The 23,567-nt window shown below is 63.1% G+C and carries 18 protein-coding genes and 1 pseudogene; 9 read left to right on the top strand and 10 right to left on the bottom strand.

Features of this window, described 5'->3' with window-relative positions; all coding sequences use genetic code 11:
* Nucleotides 1–12: 12 nt before the first annotated feature.
* Both Msi02_RS30830 and Msi02_RS30825 read left to right on the top strand, forming a co-directional pair.
* Nucleotides 13–2,592 (top strand): trypsin-like serine peptidase, encoded by a 2,580-nt coding sequence (locus Msi02_RS30830; RefSeq protein ID WP_204051477.1) that lies wholly within the window; start codon nt 13–15, stop codon nt 2,590–2,592.
* Between the two features lie 1,676 nt (nt 2,593–4,268).
* A complete protein-coding gene (locus Msi02_RS30825; RefSeq protein ID WP_204051476.1) occupies nt 4,269–4,715 on the top strand; it encodes a DUF6228 family protein in 447 nt (148 codons plus the stop codon).
* Between the two features lie 823 nt (nt 4,716–5,538).
* Here Msi02_RS30825 and Msi02_RS30820 read toward each other — a convergent pair.
* Both Msi02_RS30820 and Msi02_RS30815 read right to left on the bottom strand, forming a co-directional pair.
* The gene (locus Msi02_RS30820; RefSeq protein WP_204051475.1) at nt 5,539–5,970 is read right to left on the bottom strand and encodes a hypothetical protein; all 432 of its coding nucleotides are present in this window, start codon (nt 5,968–5,970) and stop codon (nt 5,539–5,541) included.
* A gap of 519 nt (nt 5,971–6,489) precedes the next feature.
* Nucleotides 6,490–7,119 carry a tyrosine-type recombinase/integrase gene (locus Msi02_RS30815; protein ID WP_204051474.1) on the bottom strand — a complete coding sequence of 210 codons (630 nt, stop codon included), beginning with the start codon at nt 7,117–7,119 and terminating at the stop codon, nt 6,490–6,492.
* Nucleotides 7,120–7,234: 115 nt separating this feature from the next.
* Between Msi02_RS30815 and Msi02_RS30810 the strand changes: the two genes are divergently transcribed.
* On the top strand, nt 7,235–7,552 hold the full coding sequence (locus Msi02_RS30810) for a hypothetical protein (RefSeq protein WP_204051473.1): 318 nt from the start codon (nt 7,235–7,237) through the stop codon (nt 7,550–7,552).
* Here Msi02_RS30810 and cutA read toward each other — a convergent pair.
* Together cutA and Msi02_RS43555 are read right to left on the bottom strand one after the other, a co-directional pair.
* Entirely contained in the window at nt 7,499–7,777 is a 279-nt protein-coding gene (gene cutA / locus Msi02_RS30805; protein ID WP_308441841.1) for a divalent-cation tolerance protein CutA, read from the bottom strand. The two genes, Msi02_RS30810 and cutA, sit on opposite strands and share 54 nt — an antisense overlap.
* A 1,329-nt stretch (nt 7,778–9,106) precedes the next feature.
* Nucleotides 9,107–10,166 (bottom strand): annotated as a pseudogene (locus Msi02_RS43555) (IS481 family transposase); the annotation flags it as partial.
* 320 nt (nt 10,167–10,486) lie between these two features.
* Here Msi02_RS43555 and Msi02_RS30790 point away from each other — a divergent pair.
* From Msi02_RS30790 to Msi02_RS30765, 6 genes are all read left to right on the top strand, one after another.
* The gene (locus Msi02_RS30790; protein ID WP_204051470.1) at nt 10,487–11,194 is read left to right on the top strand and encodes an SMI1/KNR4 family protein; all 708 of its coding nucleotides are present in this window, start codon (nt 10,487–10,489) and stop codon (nt 11,192–11,194) included.
* A gap of 754 nt (nt 11,195–11,948) precedes the next feature.
* A complete protein-coding gene (locus Msi02_RS30785) occupies nt 11,949–12,758 on the top strand; it encodes a C40 family peptidase (protein ID WP_204051469.1) in 810 nt (269 codons plus the stop codon).
* 419 nt (nt 12,759–13,177) lie between these two features.
* Nucleotides 13,178–13,384 (top strand): cold-shock protein, encoded by a 207-nt coding sequence (locus Msi02_RS30780; RefSeq protein WP_030507808.1) that lies wholly within the window; start codon nt 13,178–13,180, stop codon nt 13,382–13,384.
* Nucleotides 13,385–13,725: 341 nt separating this feature from the next.
* Nucleotides 13,726–15,159, top strand: a complete 1,434-nt coding sequence (locus tag Msi02_RS30775) for a DEAD/DEAH box helicase (RefSeq protein WP_239108833.1) — start codon at nt 13,726–13,728, stop codon at nt 15,157–15,159.
* Between the two features lie 212 nt (nt 15,160–15,371).
* Nucleotides 15,372–15,545, top strand: coding sequence for a hypothetical protein (locus Msi02_RS30770; protein WP_204051468.1), 174 nt, complete (start codon nt 15,372–15,374; stop codon nt 15,543–15,545).
* A 5-nt stretch (nt 15,546–15,550) separates the two neighbouring features.
* The gene (locus Msi02_RS30765) at nt 15,551–15,784 is read left to right on the top strand and encodes an STAS domain-containing protein (RefSeq protein WP_239108832.1); all 234 of its coding nucleotides are present in this window, start codon (nt 15,551–15,553) and stop codon (nt 15,782–15,784) included.
* A gap of 109 nt (nt 15,785–15,893) precedes the next feature.
* On the opposite strand, the gene Msi02_RS30760 is transcribed toward Msi02_RS30765, so the two are convergent.
* The 6 genes from Msi02_RS30760 to Msi02_RS30730 all read right to left on the bottom strand — a co-directional run bounded on the left by Msi02_RS30760 (nt 15,894) and on the right by Msi02_RS30730 (nt 23,493).
* Nucleotides 15,894–16,148 (bottom strand): helix-turn-helix domain-containing protein, encoded by a 255-nt coding sequence (locus Msi02_RS30760; protein ID WP_239108837.1) that lies wholly within the window; start codon nt 16,146–16,148, stop codon nt 15,894–15,896.
* 790 nt (nt 16,149–16,938) lie between these two features.
* Entirely contained in the window at nt 16,939–17,418 is a 480-nt protein-coding gene (locus Msi02_RS30755) for a DUF427 domain-containing protein (protein ID WP_204051466.1), read from the bottom strand.
* Between the two features lie 161 nt (nt 17,419–17,579).
* On the bottom strand, nt 17,580–18,716 hold the full coding sequence (locus tag Msi02_RS30750; RefSeq protein WP_204051465.1) for a LysR family transcriptional regulator: 1,137 nt from the start codon (nt 18,714–18,716) through the stop codon (nt 17,580–17,582).
* A 55-nt stretch (nt 18,717–18,771) separates the two neighbouring features.
* The gene (locus tag Msi02_RS30745; protein ID WP_204051464.1) at nt 18,772–20,247 is read right to left on the bottom strand and encodes an MFS transporter; all 1,476 of its coding nucleotides are present in this window, start codon (nt 20,245–20,247) and stop codon (nt 18,772–18,774) included.
* A gap of 887 nt (nt 20,248–21,134) precedes the next feature.
* Nucleotides 21,135–21,755: a shikimate kinase gene (locus tag Msi02_RS30735; RefSeq protein WP_204051463.1), complete on the bottom strand. Its 621-nt coding sequence runs from the start codon at nt 21,753–21,755 to the stop codon at nt 21,135–21,137.
* 922 nt (nt 21,756–22,677) lie between these two features.
* Complete coding sequence (locus Msi02_RS30730) at nt 22,678–23,493, bottom strand: DUF4253 domain-containing protein (protein ID WP_204051462.1); 816 nt, start codon at nt 23,491–23,493, stop codon at nt 22,678–22,680.
* Nucleotides 23,494–23,567 lie beyond the last annotated feature (74 nt).

Here is a 23,567-nt window from a genome sequence, read left to right as displayed (position 1 = left end):
GAGACCGCAGCTATGACTATAGCCACCGAGTCAGCTCTGAATTTTCTAGGAACAGTTAAAGGATCCCAGGGGGAATCGGTTGGCACATGTTTTCAGGTGGCGCCAGGAGTCCTAGTAACAGCGGCCCATGTAGTCCGCGATGCTGGCGGGCTTGCTATCGGTGGGACAGTCAGCTTTAGCCCCATCGACAGCGATGATGTCTCGACAGCTCGCGTGGAACGCATTGACGAGATTCACGACCTCGCGGTTCTGCGTTCCAGCACTCCTCTGCCTTCGGAAGTATCCATACTATCCTACTCCGACAATCAACTTCCCGGGAGCAACTTTCATCTGATCGGATTCGCAACCCTCAAAGAGGGCTTCACGTATGCTCCACGCAGATATCTCCCAACGATAGGAAGATGGGAAGGACGGGCTGAAGCCCCGGATGGAACCACCCTTGCCCGGGGTAAAGCCGACGGCGTAGAGCATGGAATGAGCGGCAGCCCTATCTTGAGGATCAGCGACGGAGCTGTAATAGGTGTACTAAGCCAGCGCTACACCAGTGTGGACGGCTGGTCCTCGGGCAGGATTTGGATAAGTCGCATCGAAAACCTAAAGCCTCTCCTCAAAGGCTTCGCTGATATACCTTACGAAGACCCTGCCCCCATTCAAAGAGACGAGGCCGCCTGGCTTACTGAAACACCAATTAATCGAATTAATCTTCTTCAGGACGAGTGCTTTTTCAAGCCAGACAAGTGGGACTCGCTTTGGAACACAGCGGCCACATGCATTGAGAATGGCGAGATTCTAGTGATCTCGTCCCCGCAGGGAATCGGAGCCACAACATTTGCTGAACATCTATTAGCCGAAACGGCTCCAGCAGATATGCAGCTGATGCGCTTAGATCCTGGCGACTGGGAGACCCCTACAGCTAAGGCACTCCCCCAGAAGGCGCGCCGTGCTTATATTCTAGATCTGCGAGATCCCGAGCACGATGGTCCATCCCGAGAATTCGTAGCAGATCTGAGTGCATTAGCATCTTGGTATAAATCGGTTCGCTCGCGACTAGTGATTACTGTCGCAGATCAGCTATGGCACGGGCGGTCTTCCAGGCCGATCAATAACCTTCAGGTAATCTCGCTAAAGGAAGGCCCAGATTCTCGCCAACTTGCGGAAAAATATATCAGCACCCAAAAGCCGGAGTTACTCTCCGTAGTACAGCTTCCCCAGGTACAGCGGCATCTTGAGGGGATGACAGCAGTTCAGGCTCAAAAGGCCATACAGACGATTCTTCAGGTAGCAGCTGAGAACAAAGAAAACGGCACTGACTCAAATGCCAATCTCGAAGACCTCATCGTAGCGCGACTCGACGATCACCACGATGAGCTCGATGTGTACTTCAGCGACAGCTCGCGTCCTACATTGACCCCCGGGGGTATCCCGAATCGGCGTGCAGATAACAACCAGCCGCTTTCGTTCGAGGATCGATGTCTCCTAATAACTCTCGCTTGCGAGAAGACCGCGCGTTTCAGTCAGATAGAACGCCACAGCCAAGAGCTGATCAATAAGCTCAATGGTAAGAAGTCATCAGACGTTATCTCCATACCAGCCCATAAGGCACTTGCTGGCGCGGGACTCCGAGGTCGCTTGAATGGCATCAAGGCGACAATCAGCCCCAGCGAGATAGTGACTTTCAAACGGCCCGGTTTCGCTGATGCCGCTGTTCACTATGTCTGGAACAATTATGCCTCAGTACGAAGGCCGCTGATGGCTTGGCTCCTCGACCTAGTTGTGGATGCAACTACAGATGAGGACTCGACCACAGCCTTGATTGCGGATCTCCTCTGTAGCAATCAAGATGTAGACTTCATTCGTAATGATCTAGCTAAACTCGCTGTGGAAAGAAAACAGTTTGAGCTGCTCGCGAACGTTGTCCACCATGCGGTCTTAGACGTTCACATGCGCCGGCGATGCGAACGATTATTGTATGATTGGGCCACAAGAAGCGATATGCAGGGTGTCGTAATTGAGGTATCCCGAAGGCTACTCGATACAGACCGTCGCAGCATTGCGCTACGTCGGCTCCGGCGGGTCGCCGACTCCGATCAGCAAACACCGGAAACAACAGCTGCCATTCTCCGGATTTTCTCGTTGCTGGCTAGCACCAGCAGCACGCGATCATGGTTCATAGCTCAGGTCACTGAGTGGATCCAGGCCGATAGGAGCACACCTGCAGCGAGGCTAGCGTTCATTGCGCTGATGAGTGCGGATGTCGACGGGACACCATGGGTGCTGTCGGCCGAAGCTAACGAAGAAGACGTAACCCGAATGCTCGGGGAGCTGCTCTCCAATATCGAGGGGGTGGGCAGTGCCGATAAAGCGCTAATGCAGTTGATAGAGAAGGTAGGTGCCGATACTGTCTCATACGACAGGCTAATGGATTACATAGCTTCGGCAGTCGTTGCCCATGGGGCCATCCGATCGCTTTTCAGCCTCGGCGCCCGCCTGAGTGAGATCGGACAGAGAATCAACCATGCCCCCCTGAATGATATAGAGGTACGAATGAGAATAGAAAGAGTGCCAACACATAGCAATGAAGGCTCCGCTTAGCGCTTATGTCCTGGTTTCGTCAACGCCTAGTGGAGCTTTCATTCCCAGCAGCCGATTTCCTACCTTCCGCCACCAGCGGTGTCTATTTCAAGGCTCAGATAAACGCACACTATCGCAGAACTCGAGTTTTCCATGAGGACAGAGACAGCTTCGTTAGACACGAAGTCCGCTGCTTTATGTCAGCTATCACCGAACGATGGGCAGCAGACGAGCTTTATACTGCCCAGGATGCAGTCAACGCGGCATTAGGTCGGCCCTCCAAGTGTTCCGAAGGATTCTATACCGACCTAACTGCTCACGTGCAACTCAGTATCACCCAAGACGGAGTTAAGGCCGCACGTATAGAACGAGCGGACCGGGCTCGCATAGAGAGGCTTGAGTTTCTCAAACGCACCCTCTATACCGATCCCAGCCTAATGGCTATAGAGTATTTTGAGCACCATCCAGAGTGTGTGACATCTGAAGAAATAGACATTACCAGCTTCCGCAACCTAGCGAATAATCTGCGTAGTTTTGACGAGTGGTGGTCGCCATTGATGACAGCATGGACCGAGCTATCGGCGAATACTGCGCCGCGGGAGGCGGTTGAGCAATCCATGCGTGTCTTACTGGACGCTATCCAGAGACTTGACGCGAAACTTGCTATGAAATACAAGCTTCCCACCACCAACGATCTTGGGCGCTAACAGTCGGCACACCGTCTTCGGTAGTGCGGTGAACAGCTCAGCGCTATGCCTACCTGCCGAATTGCGCTTATAGGAATCAAGGGCGGCGCTGCGCGCCGCCTCGCGGCCCGTCGCCCGCTCGGCGGCCGGGCATGCGGCCTGGGGGCCGGTCCCGGCCGCCGGCAGCTCGGGCCGCATCTCCGCCGCACACCCATGAGCCGGACGACTCGGTCATGCTCAAACCGCGGAAGTCAGCACCTCCGCTGCCACCAAGGCCACTCAGGCGACGCATGCGGATCCAGCGACGTCCTAGCGAGAAACCGCCTGTCCAGCGGGAGAACCAAGGAGTACAGGTAGGGCCTGGCCCATGGCGGCAAAGCCATGAGCGCCTGCTCAAGCCTCCAGCGTGGGGCTACTCCACAGCACTCAGGGCACATACATGTCGGTGCGATCCGGTCAGCAGATCCGGGGACCACTGCTTGTGTCCACGCGAGCAACGCCTCGGCTACCTCGCCCGGCCGCATTTTGGTGTGTTCTAGCCTGATCACCGCGGCCATGGGACGACGGCCGAGACCAGGGACCTGATGGATCGAGGCTCTGTGAGTTCCGCACACTGACCCATGTGCACGGACCTGAGAGGGGCGCCTACGAGGCATAGCCCTTTCTGATCGACGTCATAGACATGATGATCGCACCCCGGTACCCCGTCCCTCCACATGCCCAAGCGAAACAACCAACGCCTCCGGCGGGGGGCTCCGGCTCCGGGGTGACTGCCAAGTCCCGCGCATCGTCTCTGACCGTAACTGGCTGAGGTAGGGGGCCTGATCACCCCGCCCGCCATCGACCCGGGACAAGCCGAGCAGACCAAGGCCGCCGGGTCCGCTTCCCCTTCGGGCGGGTCGACGGCACACGGGGTGATCAGGAAGGCGAGGCGTACGCGGGTACGCGACACTGTGATCTCCTGTGGACACGACGAATTGATCGCCGTTGTGAACTGGAGCTGGAGCAGTCATGATTAAGCGCTCGATGGATGAACGCTCCACCCCCGAGGTTCAAATACCAGGCCCAGGAGTGACTCTCATCAGGCTCATCGAGTGCGAGCGACCACACGACGATGCCTTGATGTTCTTCTCCGCTCAGGCCGAGTCAGCCGGGCTCCAAGCCGAGGTAGCCGTGGAGACCATCATGGGAGATGGGCTCGCCGACTTCCTTGAGGAACTGGTGACGGACTTCAGAGGGTGGGCCGGAACACGGACATGGACATCTCACAGAGCTGACCTTCAGCTGGAAGCCAGCCACTCAGGTCACTTGGTGGAGCTCCTTTGGACCCTCCGCTTTCCCAATCCGAGCTACGATCCGAACGACATCTGGTCTGTCACAGTTCGCACCTCCATATCGCCTGGAGAGGACTTGACCAACCTCGCACGAGAGGTCCGCAGCTTCCTCTACGACGAGTGAGCTACGGACACTGCGGTCAGCCCCCTTGATCGTCATGCCATTAGCGTGCCATTAGCCGGAGTAACGAGGGGGCAACCACGGTCACTCATGACCGGCTCGATGCCCAGCTCAGTGCCAGCACGGGCCGTGATCCATGCAATTCCCAAGCTGACAGCGCGGGTTCGATTCCCGTCACCCGCTCCACCCACGAGTGCCCTGGTCAGGGACGGAGGGCTTGATCGTTTCCAGGACCATTTCAATCTTCCCTGCCCGTTACGTGCGCCATCCGTCTGAATCCTGCTTGCCCAGCGCCTCCTCGGCGAGCTTCCCGAGCTCGTCGGCGATTGGCCCGGTCCGTTCCATCGCGGCGTGCTTATAAATCAGCGCGGCCCGCGGTCGAGCCAGACTCGATCGACTTCTCAATCTCGTCCCATACTGTACGCATAGAGAGCACTGCCTATCGCCAAAGGTATAAAAAAGATAAGTGCATTTCCCCATGTATAGGCGGAGCCAATTACTATGTTGCCAAGGTATCCTAAAGCAGCCCCTATAAGCAGAGCTCCCAATTCGCTGAGACGCCGGAACTTACTACTCCCCGCTTTGGAGTTGAGCGCCTCACTGGCAAGCCGTATGTGATGCGCGGAGACTGTGTCCAAGTTATTGCCGCGCGCGATTGTACGGCTTGCTTCCTCCAGGCTAATCAAGTAGGCGTGACTTATCCTTGCGAACTCTCTAGCCGCTTCAGGAGAGAATCCGGATGGATTGGGTGATATCAGATTAGGAACAATCCCAGATACTGCAGCTGCAGCTGGCATCGAGTTTGGGGGCGGCAGAGGACCAGCGCTCATGCATCCGCCGCCGTCTCGTTACCCTGACGGCCGTTTGAAGCATCCCGTCTATTACTCTTCAACCGCTCAACATCAGAGGCTAGCGTCTCTTCGAGATCGGCAAGTTCGCGATAGCTATCACGTTTGTCCCGAGCTCTGAATAAAAGACCTGTAGCGGCACCAACTATCGCCGAGAATGTAGCAACGAAGGCATTGAGTAGCGCAGGAAGCTCCAGACCCCACCCATTCAGAGCGATGCCTATGATAACAGCCAGGGCGAGCGCGACCACATACAGGCCTAGAGACTTTTTGCGCGCCCTAGTCCACTCATCCTCCGTGCGAACCGCCACTTCCACTAATGACCTTCTTAAGTAAGCAGCGGCTATCAGGCCTTCATCGCCTTCATGTATCGTTTGAGACGCAGAAGGGAGTTTGTCGTCAGCACCCATTCGACCTCCACCGATTCGAGTCTTTCCACGCAAGGGCGGCCACCTGCTAGAGTATCGCCCCCAGGAGGAGCCCTCCATACATTGAGCAACAAGAGGGGCCGGAACCGACATTCAGGCCGCCCGAAATTGAGCACCTTGAGTTGCGCCTATGAGAAGACAGTCTCACGGCATTACACGAGGTGCGATCAAGTACTGGGACAGCACCGACGTCGCAAATAGGTCGCCAATAGCAGGGGCTCACGGTGCTTCGGCATGCTTCACTCGTGCCCGTTGCGTGCCCGTTCGGTTGGCGAGCACCGGGAAGCTGCGGGGACTCACGGTGACTCGACCGCCATAGGCCCAGGTCAGTGTTTGCCCAGCTCAGATGGCGTGATCTTGAAAGACTTCCCAAGCTGACAGCGCGGGTTCGATTCCCGTCACCCGCTCCACGAACGAAGGCCCAGGTCAGGGACAGATTCCCCGACCCGGGCCTTGATCATTTCTCGCACCTGTTCGATCTTCCGTGCAATTAGCGTGCAATTAGCCCACGGGGACCAGGACGGCCGCCGATCCGTCCTCGTCCTCGTCGCCGGCCCCGCTGATATGCCGGTCGATCGCATCCGTGATCGTCTTGTCGGCGCCGCGTACGGCGTGCTGATAGATCATCGCGGCCCGGACATTGTCATGACCCATCCGGGCCATGAGGTCCTTGAGCCCCGCGCCAGACTCTGCCGCCAGCATGTTTCCGGTGTGACGCAGATCATGGAAATGGAGACCAGGGAGGCCCATCTCCTTGACCACGTCCACCCAGCGCGTACGGGTGTTGAAGCCGCTCCGCCGCAGCGGGCCGCCCTTGGCACCAGGGAAGAGCAGCGCGCCCGGCTCGTCCTGCACGTAGGTAGCAAGGTGCTCCCGCAGCGCGGGGACGATCGCTTGAGGGATGCCCACGATCCGCCGTCCGGCCTTGGACTTGGGCTGGCCGAGAACCAGTTCACCGGTGGAGCGCTCAACGAAGGCGGCCCGAACGCGCACCGTCCCGGAATCCAGGTCGAGGTCACTGCGATGAAGGGCGCTCACCTCACCCCATCGCAGACTGGCGAAGGTGGCGAGCAGCACCAGGGCGCGGAAACGTCTGTCCTGGGTGCAGTCGGCCCGCCCATCCGCGCCCATCTTCCACAGCGCCCGTTCCGCCTCGCCTCGTGTGGCGAATATCTCAGGATGAGTGCGCATCTCGCCGTGCCGCTGGAACCTCAGTCGGTACGCCCCAGTCTTGAGCTTGCGGACGTTGCCGAGCGACGAGCAGCACGTGGCAGAGGCCGGCCAAGCCGCCCTTGCCGCTCTCGGCCAGGACGAGGACCAAAAGCGCGTGTCCGTCGTCTACGCCGACATCGCACAAGCACAGCTCCAGCTCGGCGACGTGACCGAGGGAATCACCTACGCCCGCCGCGCACTCGAAGCAGCCCAGCGCACCGAATCCACCTGGGGCATGCAGCACCTCGCCAAGGTGGAGAAGGCCCTTGCCGCCCGGCCAGACTATGCCGCCCGCGAACTACTCGGCGACATCCGCGCTACTCGTCTCGCTCTGGGACCGTCTCCCGCCTGATCCACTCCAAGTAGTCCGGTGTCCCCTGCACGATCGGAACCGCACGATCTCAGGCACCTCGTACGAGTGCAGCTCACGCACGCAAGCCGCAAGGTCCTCGAAGCGATCAGCAGTCGTCTTCATGAGCAACAACCACTCCTCCGCCTGCTGAACCTCACCCGCCCACCAGTAGGTAGAGGAGATCGGCGCAACGACCTGCGCACAAGCCGCCAGACGCCGAGCCACGACGGCAGAAGCAATCCGCTCGGCCTCGTCCCGGCTGTCACTTCGTCACACGAACCTCGATTGCGTTCATCGTCGCCACCTCACGATCTTCCCTGATTGATTATCTGTACCGGGAGCGCCACCGGTTCCATCTACAGTGGCGGGTCTGATTGCCGCACACAGCGGCCTGGCATACTGTCGATCATGTCGCACGATGATTTAATTCGGCGGCTTCGTCGCCGAGCTTACGATCCCGCCCGGCGCCACGACACCGTTTGGGTGCCGCTGGACTGGCTCAAGCGTGAGTACGGAGACCAGGTCAGGAAGCGGTTCGTATCTCTGCGAAGTCGGACCAAATCGGGTGATACTCGAAGCGAACTTCCACTCGCTCCAGAGCCGAACGAACGGCAGACGATCGAAACGGGGGAAGCGCCTTTCTTCCCCGACAGTCCACCCATTCTTTCCTCTGCAAACATGCAGTCAGCTGAGCCCGACGACAGCCTATGGGAGGTTCCCTTGAGAGCCGGAGCGCCAGAAGCGATAGCGTTTTTTCGCAACAGTCCACATGGGCCGCCCTATTCCCCCGCGTCGTTGGCCGACGTTGTCACTTGCGAACAACGTATCGGCCATCCCCTCCCCCTCCTTCTTAAACGCGTTTACTTGGAGGTCAGCGATGGCGGATTCGGCCCTGGCCCAGAGGACGGGCTTCTGGGGATCACTCCCCAGGGTTGCCGCCTTGGCGGAGTTGGACCAAATGCTGTAGAGGCATACGAGGAGTCGCGCGAGGTAAGCGAGGTCATGGGGTTCCCCATCGCGGGCGGTGGATGCACACTTTACTGGTACGTCTCACTTACTCATCCTGGCAACCCCGTCTCGCTCTGGGATGGTTCTGGCTGGGATTATCCGGAAGGACCCATCGAAGCTGGAATCGTTCTTACGGTTCCCACGTTGGCGGAATGGCTGAGCCGCTGGTCCAACGGACAGGACCTATATGAAGAGATAGACGACAGCCAGCAATGAGATTGCCGGCCGGTACGGTCCGCCCACCATCTGGGGAGACGCCAGCAGCCGATGCCGATGGGAAGAGCAAATCCAAGTTCTGCAGCTTCAGTGGTCTGTCTAGTCCCACGACATGATTGACAGTTCTGTCCCACCAGATGCTTGACGGGCGCCCTAGGAAACATGACCGGCCTTGCGGGGCCGGGCCGCTTTGACGCTGCGGACGGGTTGAGTGGTGGTGCGGCGGACCACGCGGGTGTCGTCGGGCAGTTCGATGGTCAATGTGGTGTCGCTGGCGGGGACGACGCGGTCGAACTCCACCGGCCCGCCCGACCACGCCCTGACCGGCTCCTCGCCGTCGACCAGGTCTGTGGGCTCGGCGAGAGCGGCCGGCGAAGTGGGATCCGGCGACGGGGACGGCTGCTGCGGGGCACACTGATCGACGGCCTGACCGTCGATTGCCTTGAGCGCGCCGGGCAGCCGCAGCGGCAGCAACTCCTCGCGGGGGTCGGCCGTGGGCGTGAACCGCTCGGCCGGGCATGCCATGCCGATCGCCTGATGCGACCGCCGGGTGTTGTACTCGATCACCCAGGCGTCCACCGCGGCCTGCGCCGCCGCCAGGTCCTCAAACGGCACCGCGTCGTCCAGCAGCTCGCGGCGCAGCGTCTGGTGAAACCGCTCGACCTTCCCCGTCGTGGTCGGCGAACGCGGCTGAGTCAGCCGATGCGTGATGCCGTTGTCGCGGCAGATCCGGTCGAACAGCACCTCCCCGCCCTTGCCGAACCGGTCGGTGAACTGCTTGCCATTGTCCGTCAGCACCTCTTCCGGCACCCCGAAGGCCCGCAGCGCCGCCGCGAAGGCCAGGCACACCGCCCGCCCCGTCGGACGAGCCACCACAGAGGCGATCACGCAGTAGCGGGAATGGTCATCGACCCCGGTGACGACCTTCGCCTCGGTGCCGTCGGCCAGGAACACCCCGCCGACGATGTCCATCTGCCACAACTGCATCGGCGCAGGCCGCTCCCACCGCAGATAGTCCTCCCGGCGTTTGCGCCGCTGCCGCGCACTCACCAGCCCGTGGCGCACCAGCGCCCGATACACCGCCATCCGCGACGGCACCGGATCCACCCCCCAGGCGCTGGGCCTCGTGCACCAGCCGGACCGGACCCCACCGCGGATGCTCGCGCCGCAGCTCACACACCACCGCCTCCACCTCCGCCGATAACTGCGACGGCGACGACTTCGGCCGGCGAGAACGGTCGGCCAACCCCGACAAACCGGATTCCCGATAGCGGCGCAGCCAGGAATGCATCGTCTGCCGCGACACCCCAACCTGGGCGGCGGTCTCGCTCACACTCGCCCCGGCGAGGACCGCCAAAACCGCCCGATAACGCTGCTCGACAACTGACAAATCGACCAGGGCCAATCCCGGCCTCCTGACGCGCGCCACCCGCAAACAACGCACGAAAGATCGACCGACACCGGCACCTGTCAAACATGTCCTGGGACTGATGTGTCAAGCATGTCGCGGGACAGGACAGCAGCTTCAGTGGTCGTACTGCCGAATTACGCTCATAGAAGTCAAGGGCGGCGCTCCGCGCTGCCTCGCGGCCCTGCGCCCGCTCGGCGGCCGGGCGTGCGGACTGGGGGCCGGTCCCGGCCGCCAGCAGCTCGGGCCGCGCGGACAGGCGTTCCCCGACCGTGCGTACTTGCCGAGCTATCTTGCCTGGCATGCAGAAAGTGGACTGGAACGAGGTCCGAGCGCGGACCATCGCTCTGTACGCGCGGCGAAGACCCGGCACGAGCAGCGATGACCTCCTGCCTCCAGCCCTTGCCGAGGCGCAGGTGCACCAGGCCGAGAAGCAGTTCGGCGTCACGTTCCCCGATGACTACCGGCAGTACCTGCTGACCGTCAGCGCAGGCGGCCGAGCCCGTACGCTGCGCCTCGGTCAAACAGGTTGGCACTGGGACGGGGACACTTCCACCCAGCATGCCAACCTGCACGTCCCTTTCCCCGATCACGACACCGCTTTGGCAGCCTGTGAAGAGATCTGGTCGAAAGAGCCGCAGTATGAGGACTACGCATCAACCGCGGCCTATCAAGCGGCCCACGACGAATGGGAGAGGGCGGCCGAAGCAGCAGGAGAGGCCCGGACCACAGGAGCGATCTTCCTTTGCGACGACGGCTGCGGCTTCTACACACTCCTCGTAGCCAGCGGACCTATGCGCGGCACCATGTGGTTCGATGGGCGCGCAACATGCGACCGTCTCAACCCACTCCTGAATGACGCCGGAAAGCCCGCGACCTTCGGGGAGTGGTATCTCGACTGGCTCAAACACGAAGAGCCGCTGGTGACGCCAGAGCAGCGCCAAGCCGCCTACCAACGCTGGCAGGCGGGGATAGACACGCCGATCTGGTTCCGCTGGTTCGACGCATAGAGCCTGGTAACGCTTCACATCCCGCTCCTTGCGAGGGCCTTACCAAGCTCTCCAAGTCCGCAGCGTGAGATCGAGGAAGTCCAACGACCAACGCCTCCGGGCGGGGGCGCTCCGACTCCGGGGTGATCGCCAAGGGCCTGCTCAGCGTTGCCGGCCGTAGGTGGAGCCTGATCACCCCGCCCGCAGCTCCATCGTGTCGGTACCCGTCGCCACCGCCGTCGAGGGCCAGGAACCGCACGACGCCGTCTGGCTTCCGGGCAATCGTACGGACGGGCGGCTGCGCCTCGCCGAACTCGCACGGCACTTCGGCCAGCAGAGGCGCGCTTGATCGCAGAGCTCGGGGTCGGCAAATTCACCGCGACGGGCGGTTGCCTGGTGTGCGGGGTCGTCGTCATCGCCGCCATAGGCGGCGGAGCCAAGTACGTCTTCACCGCTGCCGACACGGCCAAGCTCCGAACTGCGATCTGCGCCTACGCCGCCCCACCTGACGCGGTACGGCAAGTGCCCGCTGCCCGCTTCGGGCTCTCCTCGCAGCAGGTCGCGAAAGGGCTGCCCAGGCGAGCCGCCGAGGTCGCCCTCGGCACCGCGATTCAGGAAAGCAGTCTTACCAATTTAAAGACCGGCACCGGCTCGTACGGACTGTTTCAGCAGCAGCCGTCGCAAGGCTGGGGGACGAAGCAACAGGTCACCGACCCCTCCCACGCAGCTCGCTCCTTCTACACGCGCCTGGTCGAGATCCCCGGCTGGGGAGCACATGACGCTCACCCAGGCCGCAGCACTCGTCCAGCACCCCCGCGAGGACCTGCGCGACGCCTACGCCAAGCACGAACCGCGTGCCAAGGCGCTGGTCGCCCTGCCGTGGAAGAGCGGATCACCCAGGCGAGCGGCCGTGGACACCCCCACGAGCGACGACATGCGGGGCAGTATCCAAGCCGCAGCCGGGCTCGGCGTTCCGCGTGACGCGCTCGTCGCCAGTATCGCCAGGGACCTGACCGGCCAGGACTCAAGCAAGCAGCCCGACCTTGACGAGATCAGGAAACGCGCTGATGACATCGTGACCACCGTCGCGGGCCGGCTCTGCGAGGAACTGAAACTCAGGGCGAACAACCCTGCCAACGAGACGATCTCTGACGGAAACGTGCTGATCGAGAGGCCCTCTGAGCGAGGTGCGATCGCTGTCAGAGCCGCGCTTCGAATGATCGGCGTGCCCTACTCCTGGGGTGGCGGCGGGCCAGGCGGGCCGAGCTTCGGCACCGGCCGAGGCGCCAGGACCAAGGGCTTTGACTGCAGCGGCCTCACCGAGTACGCATGGAGCAAGGCAGGCGTCCGCATCGGCTCCTCCACCGGCCCCCAGTGGCACTCGGGCAAGCACGTCGACCGCTCCCAGCTCCAACCAGGCGACCTGGTCTTCTTCGCGTACAACCCCCGAAATCCCGACACGATCCACCATGTGGGCCTCTACATCGGCAAGGGGAAGATGGTCCATGCTCCGTACACCGGCAGCCACGTACGGATCGCGCCGATGTCCCGAAGCGACTACGCCGGGGCCGTACGACCGCCTTAGGGGGTGTTTGATCACGCGTGTTCCGTCTGCTTCGGGTTGTGCGCCGCGCCAGGTGGGAGTGGATTCGCCGGTGAGGCACCTGAAACCACATCAGACGGAACGGAAAGGATCAAACCTGGCTATGCCCCTCGCCGCAGCTTCGGGAGCACTGGGCCGAGATGCGGGGGCGGGGTGGGGCGCCGCGCGGATGCGATTCGCCCAGGCGGAGAGCGGCGGGGTGCCTATCACGCCCCGGGTGTGCTAGGTTGGATGTAGTTGCAGTTGTGGTACCCATGATGAACTTGTGTGCACCTGACGGTATGTAGCCCCTCAGGTGCATTTTTTTTGTTTGCCGGTCTTCTCCGGGTGGGCCTCTATCGCGGCAACGCGGAATTCGTGACAGTGCGGATTTCGGCTACACCTATCAAGAGGAGATCAACATGGCTTCTGGCACCGTGAAGTGGTTCAACGCGGAGAAGGGCTTCGGCTTCATTGCGCAGGACGGCGGCGGCGCCGACGTCTTCGCGCACTACTCCAACATCATCTCTCAGGGCGGCTACCGCGAGCTGCATGAGGGCCAGAAGGTGGCCTTCGATGTCACCCAGGGCCAGAAGGGCCCCCAGGCCGAGAACATCGTCGCCGCCTGACACTGACGCACCACGCAGCTGGGGCCCGCGCCGTAAGGTGTGGGCCCCAGCGCGTTGCTTTCGTGGTACCCGATGCGCCGTGACGGCCTCACAAACCTGTCTGTTCTTCCGCCGCACACCGGATGGACCACTAATGGCTCCGGTTCGGGCATAAGTCCGCTCCAGCTCTCTGATCGGCATCCCAGCCGCCGTTATTCTCGGCGAATGCCGACGATTTCGACACACGACGCCAGGCTGTTTTCCGTCGGCTCGGCTCGTTTTTCTTCGGCTCATGTCGCCATTCTTGCGCCGCTCATCGCGCCGAGAATCCTTGACACGTGCCGCATCGAGGAAGGTTCTGTATGAACCATGCAACTCGCAAGCACGACCGCTACTCCCCCACCCGCACGGGCGGCTCTGCCAACCCCGACAGGGGCGACCGATTCGGCTCGCCGGTTCTGGGTCGTTCAGGCACCCCCAGGCGTTCCGATGGTCACGGGCGGCGTCCCGCCGCGCTCCAAGGGGAGTTCGCACTGCCGGTCACCGTCACCCCGGCCCTGCCGGCAGCCGTGACATTCGCTGAACTGAACATGCCGCCCGCGCTGACGAAGATGCTTACCAGCCTGGGTATGAAGGCCCCGTTCCCGATCCAGGCGGCCACGCTGCCGAACTCCCTGGCAGGCCGGGATGTCCTGGGGCGGGGGCGCACCGGGTCGGGCAAGACCCTCGCCTTCGGCCTGGCCTTGCTCGTCCGCACCGCCGGGCAGCGCGCCGAGTCGCGGCGGCCGCTGGCCCTGATCCTCGTTCCCACTCGGGAGCTGGCCCAGCAGGTCACCGACGCGCTCGGCCCGTACGCCCGGTCACTGAAGCTGCGGCTGGCCACCGTCGTCGGCGGTATGCCGATCGGCCGGCAGGCCCAAGCGCTGCGCGGTGGTGCCGAGGTCGTCGTCGCGACCCCGGGACGGCTCAGGGATCTCATCGAGCGCGGCGACTGCCGCCTCGATCAGGTCGGCATCACCGTGCTGGACGAGGCCGACCAGATGGCCGACATGGGCTTCATGCCTCAGATCACCCATCTGCTCGACCAGGTGCGCCCCGGGGGCCAGCGGATGCTGTTCTCCGCCACTTTGGACCGTAACGTCGACCTGCTGGTACGCCGCTACCTGACCGACCCGGTGGTCCATTCGGTTGACCCCTCGGCGGGCGCGGTCACCACGATGGAGCACCACGTGCTGCACATTCAAGGCGCCGACAAGCAGGCCACCACTGTGGAGATCGCTGCTCGCGACGGCAGGGTGATCATGTTCCTTGACACCAAGCACGCCGTGGATCGGCTCACCGAAAAGCTACTGGACAGCGGCGTACGTGCCGCCGCGCTGCACGGGGGCAAGTCCCAGCCCCAGCGAACCCGCACCCTCGCCCAGTTCAAGAGCGGCCACGTCACGGTGCTGGTTGCGACCAACGTCGCAGCTCGCGGCATCCACGTCGACAACCTCGACCTCGTCGTCAATGTCGACCCGCCAAGCGACCACAAGGACTACCTGCACCGCGGCGGCCGCACCGCCCGCGCCGGCGAGTCCGGCAGCGTCGTCACCCTCGTCCTGCCCAACCAGCGCCGTGCCATGAGCCGCTTGATGGCCGACGCCGGTATCGTCCCGCAGACCAGTCAGGTCCGTTCGGGTGAGGCCGAACTAAGACGTATCACGGGCGCCCAGGCTCCGTCAGGGATCCCCGTGACCATCACCGCACCGGTTGTGAATCGTCGGGTGGGACGCAACGGCCGACGATTCGGGTAGCAGTTGGTGACCGCCCGGCGGAGAAGGACCTCGGAGATGTTGGGATACGCCCGGGTCCTGGGCGTATCCGGGCCTAGCCGGTGTTCCTGCGAGATTGAACGCCAGGTGCCTGTGTCAGGACCTGATGAGTCGTCGTGATCATGCCATTTCGGCTGGGTAGCCGAGAGCCTTCGGATTGCTCGTCGTCTGGCTGTGGCCGAGGATGATGTTCCATGGATGAGGAAGACGGTTCCTCCGAGCGCTTCACCGTCTCGATAGGGCTGCACGAGGACTTCATCGTCGCGCGCGCGGCTGGCGAGGTCGACTACAACTCCGCGGGCCTGCTGCACCGCCAGGTGAAGGACGCCTGGCAGACGACAAGACCGCTGGGCTGGTCCTGGACCTGAGCGGCGTGACCTTCTGCGATTCCATGGGCGTCGGCGTGCTGGTGCTGCTGCTGAAACAGAGCCGCGAACAGCAGAGCAGCTTGGTGTTGTCGAGCATTCCGCCCGTGATGGAGCGGATCTTGATGATCAGGGGATTGCGGAGCGCGTTCCGGGTGGAGCCGTCGGTGGAGGAGGCCATCCAGGTGGTGCAGGCACCGTCCCGACGGGGGACATCGGACGAGGATGTCGACTCCCCATAAACCATGGCGGAGAGGATTGGCCTGGCCCCTTGCGGCGGCCAGGCGCACAGCTCCCACATGCTGGTAACGCGATTGGAGATCAGGCGCAGGGGTGACGAAGCCGCCGGTATCAGTCTCCGGTCGTGCGGGCTTCGTTGATGCGCAGCGCCTCGGCGAGCTGGTCTTCCAAGATGATGATCCGGCAGGCGGCTTCCACAGGAGTGCCCTGATCGACGAGTTCCCGGGCGCGCGCAGCCAGGCGCAGTTGGTAGCGGGAGTAGCGTCGGTGACCGCCGCTGGAGCGTTTCGGCTCGATCAGTTTGGCGGCGCCGAGAGCCCGTAGAAACGACGGGCTGACCCCGAGCATCTCCGCGGCCGTGCCCATGCTGTAGGCGGGGTAGTCCTCATCATCGAACCGGTCTTCGGCGCTGTGCGCGGTGCTGTGTGTGGTCCTGGCAGCAGCGCGCTCGTCACCGGCTGGGTGTGTTTGATCCATAGATTCCTTTCATCATGCGAACAGGGGGCCCCGGCGTCTGTCGCGCCGGGGCCCCGAAGAGTTCAACACCATCTACCGGCCATCTGGCCGGCTCACTGTTTTCCGCATCCGCCGTACTGAGCGGCGGGGGTGCGGGGATCGCGGATGCGTGACCGTAGACCACCTTCCTATCTGTGGAGCTGCGGTACCCGAGCGGCGAGACTCAGCCGGCAACGGGCGATCCTGATGGCGTCAAACACTCCCTTCATCTCTTTTTCCGGACCACTGTCCGGCTTCACCTGCGGCAGCGCGTCCACGATCAGGGCCCCTAACCACTGCGCTGGCCCGTCACGTCCGACCTGCTGCCATCAACTTCCGACTTCATCGTGCTCCGGGCAGTTCATCGTGGTGCCAGTACTTCCGCTGCCCGGCCGAACCGTTCCTTACGATGCGAGAAACACTAGCCCCGGCAGTAACAAATGTCTACTGTCGCGAACACAGATTTTCGGTGCCGAGCGCGGCAGACCTTGTGGTGGCGCCGTCGACCAGCGCGAACGCCACCAACGTCGGCCCTCGTTCCAATCTCTCCGACCCGCCCCCTGAGAGGAGGTTTGATCCTGCCTGTTCCGTCTGATGTGGTTTCAGGTGCCTCGCCAGGTGGGGGTGGATTCGCCGGCGAGGCGGCGGGCCATGAGGTTGCTTACGCGACCTGCCCGTTCACTTCCAGGGTGACACCCGGCTTCTCGGCCCAGAAGGCGAGCCGTCCCCTGATCTGCTCGACCTGCGCGAATGGTTCCGGGTAGGACCAGACGACGTCTTCAACCGGAGCCTCGCCGGTGTCAACCGACCAGTACACCGCATCTCCCTTGTACGGGCAGTGCGACGTCGTCGTCGTCGAACGCAGCAGATCCATCTTCACATCCTCCTGCGGCAGGTAGTACCGCGGTGGGCAGTTCGTCTCGGTGAGCACAAGCGCCCGGGAGGAGGTCGCGACGACCGTGTCATTGACTCGCACCACGACGTGGTCCGACGCGTATGTGAGCTCGATGCGATGTTCCTGTGTATTCATGTGAATCCCGTCAAACATCTCCGACGGTGGCCGATGTTCACCGGCCGTGCGTCCACTGTTCGCGTATTCCACCGTAACACAAATGCATCGCCACGCGGCAAAGAATGCCATGCGTATTAGCTGAGTAATTCCAAGCCGAACGGAGAGCTGATTCAGATTCGCATGCACCGGGGAACCGCCTGAGTGGCCGGCCCGATGAAGTGTCCGATACGGCCAATGTCAGTTATGTGATCGTCACGCTCACCCAGGGTCCGCCTCAGGTACGGCAGATTTCACGACGTCGCGTCGGCTCCCCGGAACATGTCGTCTTCGCGTGGCAGCAGCCAGTCGTACTGTTTGGCGACCAGGCGGGCGCACTCGACGAAGGCTCTGACCTGAGGCGTGTTCTCGACGGCAGGTGCGATCATCATGGCCCAGCTGAACACCGGCACAGGCTGGACGAGCGGGCGGAACACCAGGTCGGCAGGCGGTTCGTTCCAGCGCGTCGTCGGTGTGACGCAGAGCCTCTCGCGCAGCACGTCCGCCGCGCCATGCGAGCCGTAAGTGACGCCCGGCCACCTGCGCACTCGGATGCCCGCCTGCCGGCAGAACTGCGCGACGAACTCGACCCACTCGACGGCCACCTCTTCGGTGGGCAGCAGCAGCTCGAAGTCGGCCAGCCGCGACACCGGCACGACCTCCAGATCCGCGAGCGGATGGTCGGCGGCCATGCCCAGCACGATCGTCTCCCGCCGGATCACCTCGGCTGGAATCTCGATCGGACAGTGAGTGGCCAGCCCGAGCAGCACGTCAAGGCGGCCCTCCTGCAGGGCGACCAGGCCGCGGGTGACACCCTCCTCGATTTGCAACACCGGAATCTGCGGGTGCAGTCGCCGGAAGTGGCGCAGCAGAACTGCCCCGGTCTGCAGGCCACTGGAGGAGATGTCGACCCGCAGCGAGCGCTGATACCCGCCGTTGCCGGCCCGCTGGGCGGTCTTGAGTGCGTCCTCGGCCGCGGCGATCGACTGCCGCGCGGGGCCGAGCATCGCCTCACCCGCGAAGGTCAGCCGCACGCTGCGGGTGGTGCGCTCGAATAGCTTGACGCCGAGCTGGTGTTCGAGCTGCTGGATGATGCGGCTCAGCGCCTGCTGCGAGACATAAAGCCGCCGGGCGGCCCTGGAGAAGCTCAGGTCCTCCGCAACGGCGACGAAATACCGGAGATGCTTGAGTTCCGGTCCCATGTCAACTGGCAACTTTACCCACAAGGGATGATCGGTGCCACCGACCTTCCCAACGGCCACGGCCACGGCCGCAGTCGCGTCGGCCCGGGAGTCGGCGCAGGTCACGGGGAGCCGCCGGGTGGACCTGGCCTTCGTCGCGCGGTCGGGGGCGGGTTGTTCCACGTAGGTGATCAGGGGCAGGGTGCTCACAGTGTCACGCGGACATGCTCGGCGCGTCCGCGTGACATCAGCATGGCTCAGATGCCTAATTTTGCTTCTGTTCTTCGGCGACCGCCTCGGGGGTGTCCATCCGGCCGAGGAGGGTGGCGATCGCGCCGAGCAGTGTGATGACGGTGCCGACGATTGCGCCGACGTGCAGGGCGGGGATGTAGTCGTTCGGGTCGGTTTTGCCGTCGAGCGAGGCGCTCACGCCTGTGGCCACCAGGGCGAGGCCGAGCCCACCGCCGACCTGGAGGGCGGTCTGCTGGATGCCGGCCGCCAGACCCTGCTGTGAGATACCGACCCCGGTCACGCCGCCGATGGCGTAGGTCGGGTAGGCGTTGCCCACGCCGAGACCCAGGCAGATGATCGATGAGGGCAGCAGCACGGTTACGTAGCCGGTGCCGGCGTCGACAAGGGCCAGCATGAGGAATCCGACCGCGACCAGGAACAGGCCGGCGAGGCTGCCGGTGATGCGCATGCCATAGCGGCGGATGAGGGCTGGCGCGATATAGCGGGATACCAGGGCGGACGCCACCGCCGCCGGCAGCAGCGCCAGACCGGTCTTCAGCGGCGAGTAGTGCAAAACCTCCTGTGTGTAGAGGGTGACCACGTAGGAGTAGCCGAACGGGGCGGCCAGCACGGCCAGCGACGAGATGTCGGCGTTGCGGAGGGTCGGCATCCGGAAGATGCCCAGGGGCAGGAGAGGATCGGGGTGCTTGGCCTCGTTGACGACGAACGCGATCAGCAGGACCACGGCGGTGACCGCGGAGGCGATGACCAAAGGCACCGGGACAGTGTGGTCGGCGATCTGCGTGACGGTGAACGCGATGAGCAGTAGGCCGGCGGTGCCGAGCACGCCGCCGAGCAGGTCGTAGCTGCGCGAGCGGTCATGGGGCTCGGCGCTGTGGGGGATGACGCGGACCGCGATGATCAGTGTGGCGGCCACGATCGGGACCTTCACGAAGAAGATCCAGCGCCAGTTGAGCAGGTCGGTGAGGACGCCGCCGAGGATCAGTCCGGCGGAGAATCCGGAGGCGGCGGCCGCGGAGAAGACGCCGAAGGCACGGTTGCGCTCGTGGCCCTCGGCGAACGTGCCGGCGATGATCGCGACGCTGGAGGGCACGGTGAGAGCGGCGCCGATGCCCTGGACGGCGCGGGCGAGGATGACCACAACCGCGTTCGGCGAGAGCCCGGCGACCAGTGACATGACGCCGAAGATGGTCAGGCCGAAGAGGAAGACGCGGCGGGCGCTCAGCAGGTCGGCGGCGCGGCCACCGAAGAGAAGGAAACCGGCGTAGGTGAGGACGTAGGCGTTGACGGTCCACTGCACGCCGGCCGTGGACAAGTCGAGGCTTCTGCGGATGTCGGGGAGCGCGACCTGAGTGATGGACAGATCCAGGGCGTCGAGCAGGATCGCCGTGGACACCACGAGCAGGACCAACGAGGGGTGTCGGCCGGCTCGCTTCTCGGAAGGAACGCCCCTGACACCGCCGCCGGCCGAGGCCGTGCCCTGGCTCATGACAGCTCCTTGTTCACGATATTCCTCGGTTCCAATTGTCGTCGATTTCAAATCTCGGTTGCTGGAAATTGTGTAAGCGAATGTGAATGTCGGGTGCGGTGCCGTGCAGTCGAGGTGAATTCGGGGCTCCTACGCTAGCGGCATGCTCGACCGAGTGCAGCAATCACATGACACGGTTTCGGAGTGAATGAACAGAGGATCATTGTTATTCGCGGGCACGGCGACGGTAGCGTGGCCGGCCGTCGGGAGCATGAAGCGCGGGCATGCCGAACGGGCGTGACCGTGTGGAATTCTGTAGCCGAGTCGCACGCTCCCAGAGCTGTTGGCAAGCAGGCAAGGCACCGGATTGGGGTCATCCGCCCGCGGGGCAACGCACCGGAGAACCCCGCCTTCCCGCGGGGTGCGATCACCATCGACCTGTGGCCCGACCCGCCCGGCCACGTGCGTCTGCCCCGCACGGACGATGAGATCATCGCGCGGGGGGTGGCGTTCCAGGCACTCGCCGGCCGGAAAGTGAGCACGTGCCAGATGCGTGCCAGAACGAGCGGCGATCAGCGGTGAATCGCGGGGACTTACGGTCACTCGGCCAGCTCTGACCTGCAACCCTGTTTTCCCAGGTCAAGGAGTAGAACCCCGCCCGGGCGTTGATTGTTTCCGGGGCGCTTTGATCTCCGCGTACCATTAGCATGCCATTCGGAGCCAGAGCATCAGACAGCCGATGGTGACGCCGGCGAGGTAGCGGCTGGCGAGCTTGTCGAAGCGGGTGGCGGTGGCCCGCCACTGCTTGAGCTTGCCGAAACAGCCCTCAACCAGGTTGCGCTGCTTGTAGGCCTCGGCATCGACTGAAATGCCGATGGGCTTCGGCCGCTGAACCTCGCGTCGACCGCCTACGCCTCAAGACCGAACACCGCGGAGACTCGCCGTCCGAGATCTTCCTCGGTGTCCCCGGAAGCCACCCTGAGCCCGTAGAGGCCCAGATTCCAGGTCTGCTTGCTGAGCCGATCGGTGAACAATGCGTCGCGCTGGAGCAGGTTCTGCAGCGCCCGCTGCGGGTCACCAGTCTTGGCGAGGAATCCCCATGCCGGTCCGCCACGGCTGTCGAACACCGCCTGGCGAAACTGGGGAGTCGGCAGCAGCCACACGGCATGGCGCAATTCGGCGAGCAGGGGTTGGACGAGCTCGGGCAGCAGCCGAAATCCCTCGGCGACCACCGGCAGGTCGGCGGGGAGGGCTAGAAGGTCTTCGACGATCAGCTTGAATCCTTCGCCGTGGAACCAGTGGAAGGTATCGAGCATCTCGCGCGGACTTCTGGCCACCCAGCGTTCGTCCATGTCCATGGCAGCGAACTTGCCCAGGTAAGGAGCTTGTTCCACGGGCATGCAGCGGGCGTGGTCGCGCATGACCGCGTCGGTATCGTACAGACGCATCCCGTACCGATCGGCGATGCGTCGGGCGATGGTGGATTTTCCGGCTCCACTCCCGCCGCCGATCCAGTAGACGTGGCGCAACCGTTCCCTCCAAACCCTGGGAGAAGCACCTTCGTGCGGTTCAGAGTGCATTCGTTAGCTCCTGTCGACTGCTGCCCGGTGAGCGTTGAGGACGAACGCCTGGTGCACAACCGGCCGGCCGTAGCTGGCTGCGGCAGGGGGCCTGGTCACCCCGCCCGCCATCGACCCGGACAAGCCGAGCAGACCAAGGCCCGCTTCCCCTTCGGGCGGGTCGATCGCAAACGGGGTGATCAGGAGGCGGAGGCGTGCGCGCCTGCACATAACATCCTGCCGTGGAGCTTCCCGACCGCGTAGCCCCCGAGGTCCTCAAGGCGTGGCATGAGCTCGCCGACTGCGTTGTTTCCAGACCTCACCGCTGCTGGCCTACCCGTGACGCTGATTCGAACATCTGACGAGCTGCGTCCAGAGGAAGGTGTCAGCGTGGAGATAGATCCATTCGGAGACGCGGCGGGAGGGGTTCGCCAGGTGGAATGCATCACCGGCGCTCACCCGAGCAGCGACAGAGGCCCTCGAACGCGCTGACCATCAAGCCCATGCGTTGCAACATCTGGGAGTAATCGTCGAGGCGATGCGCAACGCTATGAGAGCCATCTTGATCTCGGCAGGGTATGCGGTCCTCGATGAGGACGACAAACATGTTCTGGAGTCCGGATTGTCACCGGACCCATGAGCCCAACAGAGCACGCATGACCAGCACCGTAGCCTTGATCGTCGTGCCGTTAGCGTGCCATTAGGCAGGGTGACGAGGGGTCAACCACGGTCACTCATGACCGGTCTCACACGCAGGTCAGCGACTCTACGGGCCCTAATTTATGCAATTCCCAAGCTGACAGCGCGGGTTCGATTCCCGTCACCCGCTCCACGTACGAAGACTCGGCATCGGAGCGTAGGTGCAGCTCCGAACGTGGCACTGCCCAAGAGGCTAGTCCCACCAGAGATGCCAAATCCGGGAACCGAGAATGCGCTCGGCGTATTCAGGGAACGTCCAAGCACCCACCTGATAGAGGGCATCCGGGCATACCAACAGGTGCTCAAGGGCCAGATGCTCCGCTTGCTCCTTGGTCGTCGGAGGCGCGGCAACCGACACCTTCCAGCCGCCATGACAAGCCGCGATGACGCGGACACCAAAGCGGTCTTCCCAGGACCGCAGGACGGCGGCTAACGCAGCGGGTCTTGGCCCATCGAAGTACCAGCCCATTAGGGCGGGGATGTCCGCGGAACGTGGGGCGGGCACAAGCGCGACGTGCGGAGTAGCGAAGCCGGGGTCGGAGAAGATCTCTGTGGCTACCACCTCACACGCCACAAGATCGGGATCTGCATGCAGCAGGTCGGCCGATGCGAGACCCGGCCACACTGAGTACGGCGGTCCCGGATCGTCTGGGACCTCAACGCCTTCAGGAACCTCGTCGTAGGACACGGGCGTCACCCTTGCTGCCTCACGGTAAGCGCAGTAGGCCTTCCAACTGTCAATGAGGTAGTTCTCCACGTCCACGGCCTCGATGTCGCTCAGCCGTTCAGGAAGCAGTTCGTCATCGACGTACTCCAGCGCAATAGGGCGCAGTCCTGTCAGCTCGCAAGCAGCCTGCAGTCGAGCCCACTTGCCCGGTAGGTCGTCAACCGGTTGATCTGAAACCCAGCACACCGGCCCATCAGTCCACGCACCGTTGCCGCCCCACGCACCACCAGGAGTGAGCAACCGCCCGGGCGGCAGATCAGCAGGAAGATTCCGCAGCGTCATGCCCGTACGGTAACCCTCTGACGCAGCCATCCCAGGCGCCAGCAGCCCCGAATCAGGGACTGCATGCGCGAGCG

It is taken from the genome of Microbispora siamensis, from assembly GCF_016863095.1.
GTDB classification, from domain to species: domain Bacteria; phylum Actinomycetota; class Actinomycetes; order Streptosporangiales; family Streptosporangiaceae; genus Microbispora; species Microbispora siamensis.
This window is presented reverse-complemented; position numbering and strand designations above follow the sequence as displayed.

Bases quoted from the DNA above. Each gene is read 5' to 3' on its own strand.
- Msi02_RS30755 (WP_204051466.1), bottom strand. From the start codon at position 17,418: ATGGCATTCTTTGCCGCGTGGCGATGCATTTGTGTTACGGTGGAATAC.
- Msi02_RS30815 (WP_204051474.1), bottom strand. From the start codon at position 7,119: ATGGGCGCGGATGGGCGGGCCGACTGCACCCAGGACAGACGTTTCCGC.
- Msi02_RS30790 (WP_204051470.1), top strand. From the start codon at position 10,487: ATGCAGAAAGTGGACTGGAACGAGGTCCGAGCGCGGACCATCGCTCTG.
- Msi02_RS30830 (WP_204051477.1), top strand. From the start codon at position 13: ATGACTATAGCCACCGAGTCAGCTCTGAATTTTCTAGGAACAGTTAAA.
- Msi02_RS30770 (WP_204051468.1), top strand. From the start codon at position 15,372: ATGGATGAGGAAGACGGTTCCTCCGAGCGCTTCACCGTCTCGATAGGG.
- Msi02_RS30820 (WP_204051475.1), bottom strand. From the start codon at position 5,970: ATGGGTGCTGACGACAAACTCCCTTCTGCGTCTCAAACGATACATGAA.
- Msi02_RS30730 (WP_204051462.1), bottom strand. From the start codon at position 23,493: ATGACGCTGCGGAATCTTCCTGCTGATCTGCCGCCCGGGCGGTTGCTC.
- Msi02_RS30780 (WP_030507808.1), top strand. From the start codon at position 13,178: ATGGCTTCTGGCACCGTGAAGTGGTTCAACGCGGAGAAGGGCTTCGGC.
- Msi02_RS30785 (WP_204051469.1), top strand. From the start codon at position 11,949: ATGACGCTCACCCAGGCCGCAGCACTCGTCCAGCACCCCCGCGAGGAC.
- Msi02_RS30745 (WP_204051464.1), bottom strand. From the start codon at position 20,247: ATGAGCCAGGGCACGGCCTCGGCCGGCGGCGGTGTCAGGGGCGTTCCT.
- Msi02_RS30825 (WP_204051476.1), top strand. From the start codon at position 4,269: ATGATTAAGCGCTCGATGGATGAACGCTCCACCCCCGAGGTTCAAATA.
- Msi02_RS30760 (WP_239108837.1), bottom strand. From the start codon at position 16,148: ATGGGCACGGCCGCGGAGATGCTCGGGGTCAGCCCGTCGTTTCTACGG.
- Msi02_RS30775 (WP_239108833.1), top strand. From the start codon at position 13,726: ATGAACCATGCAACTCGCAAGCACGACCGCTACTCCCCCACCCGCACG.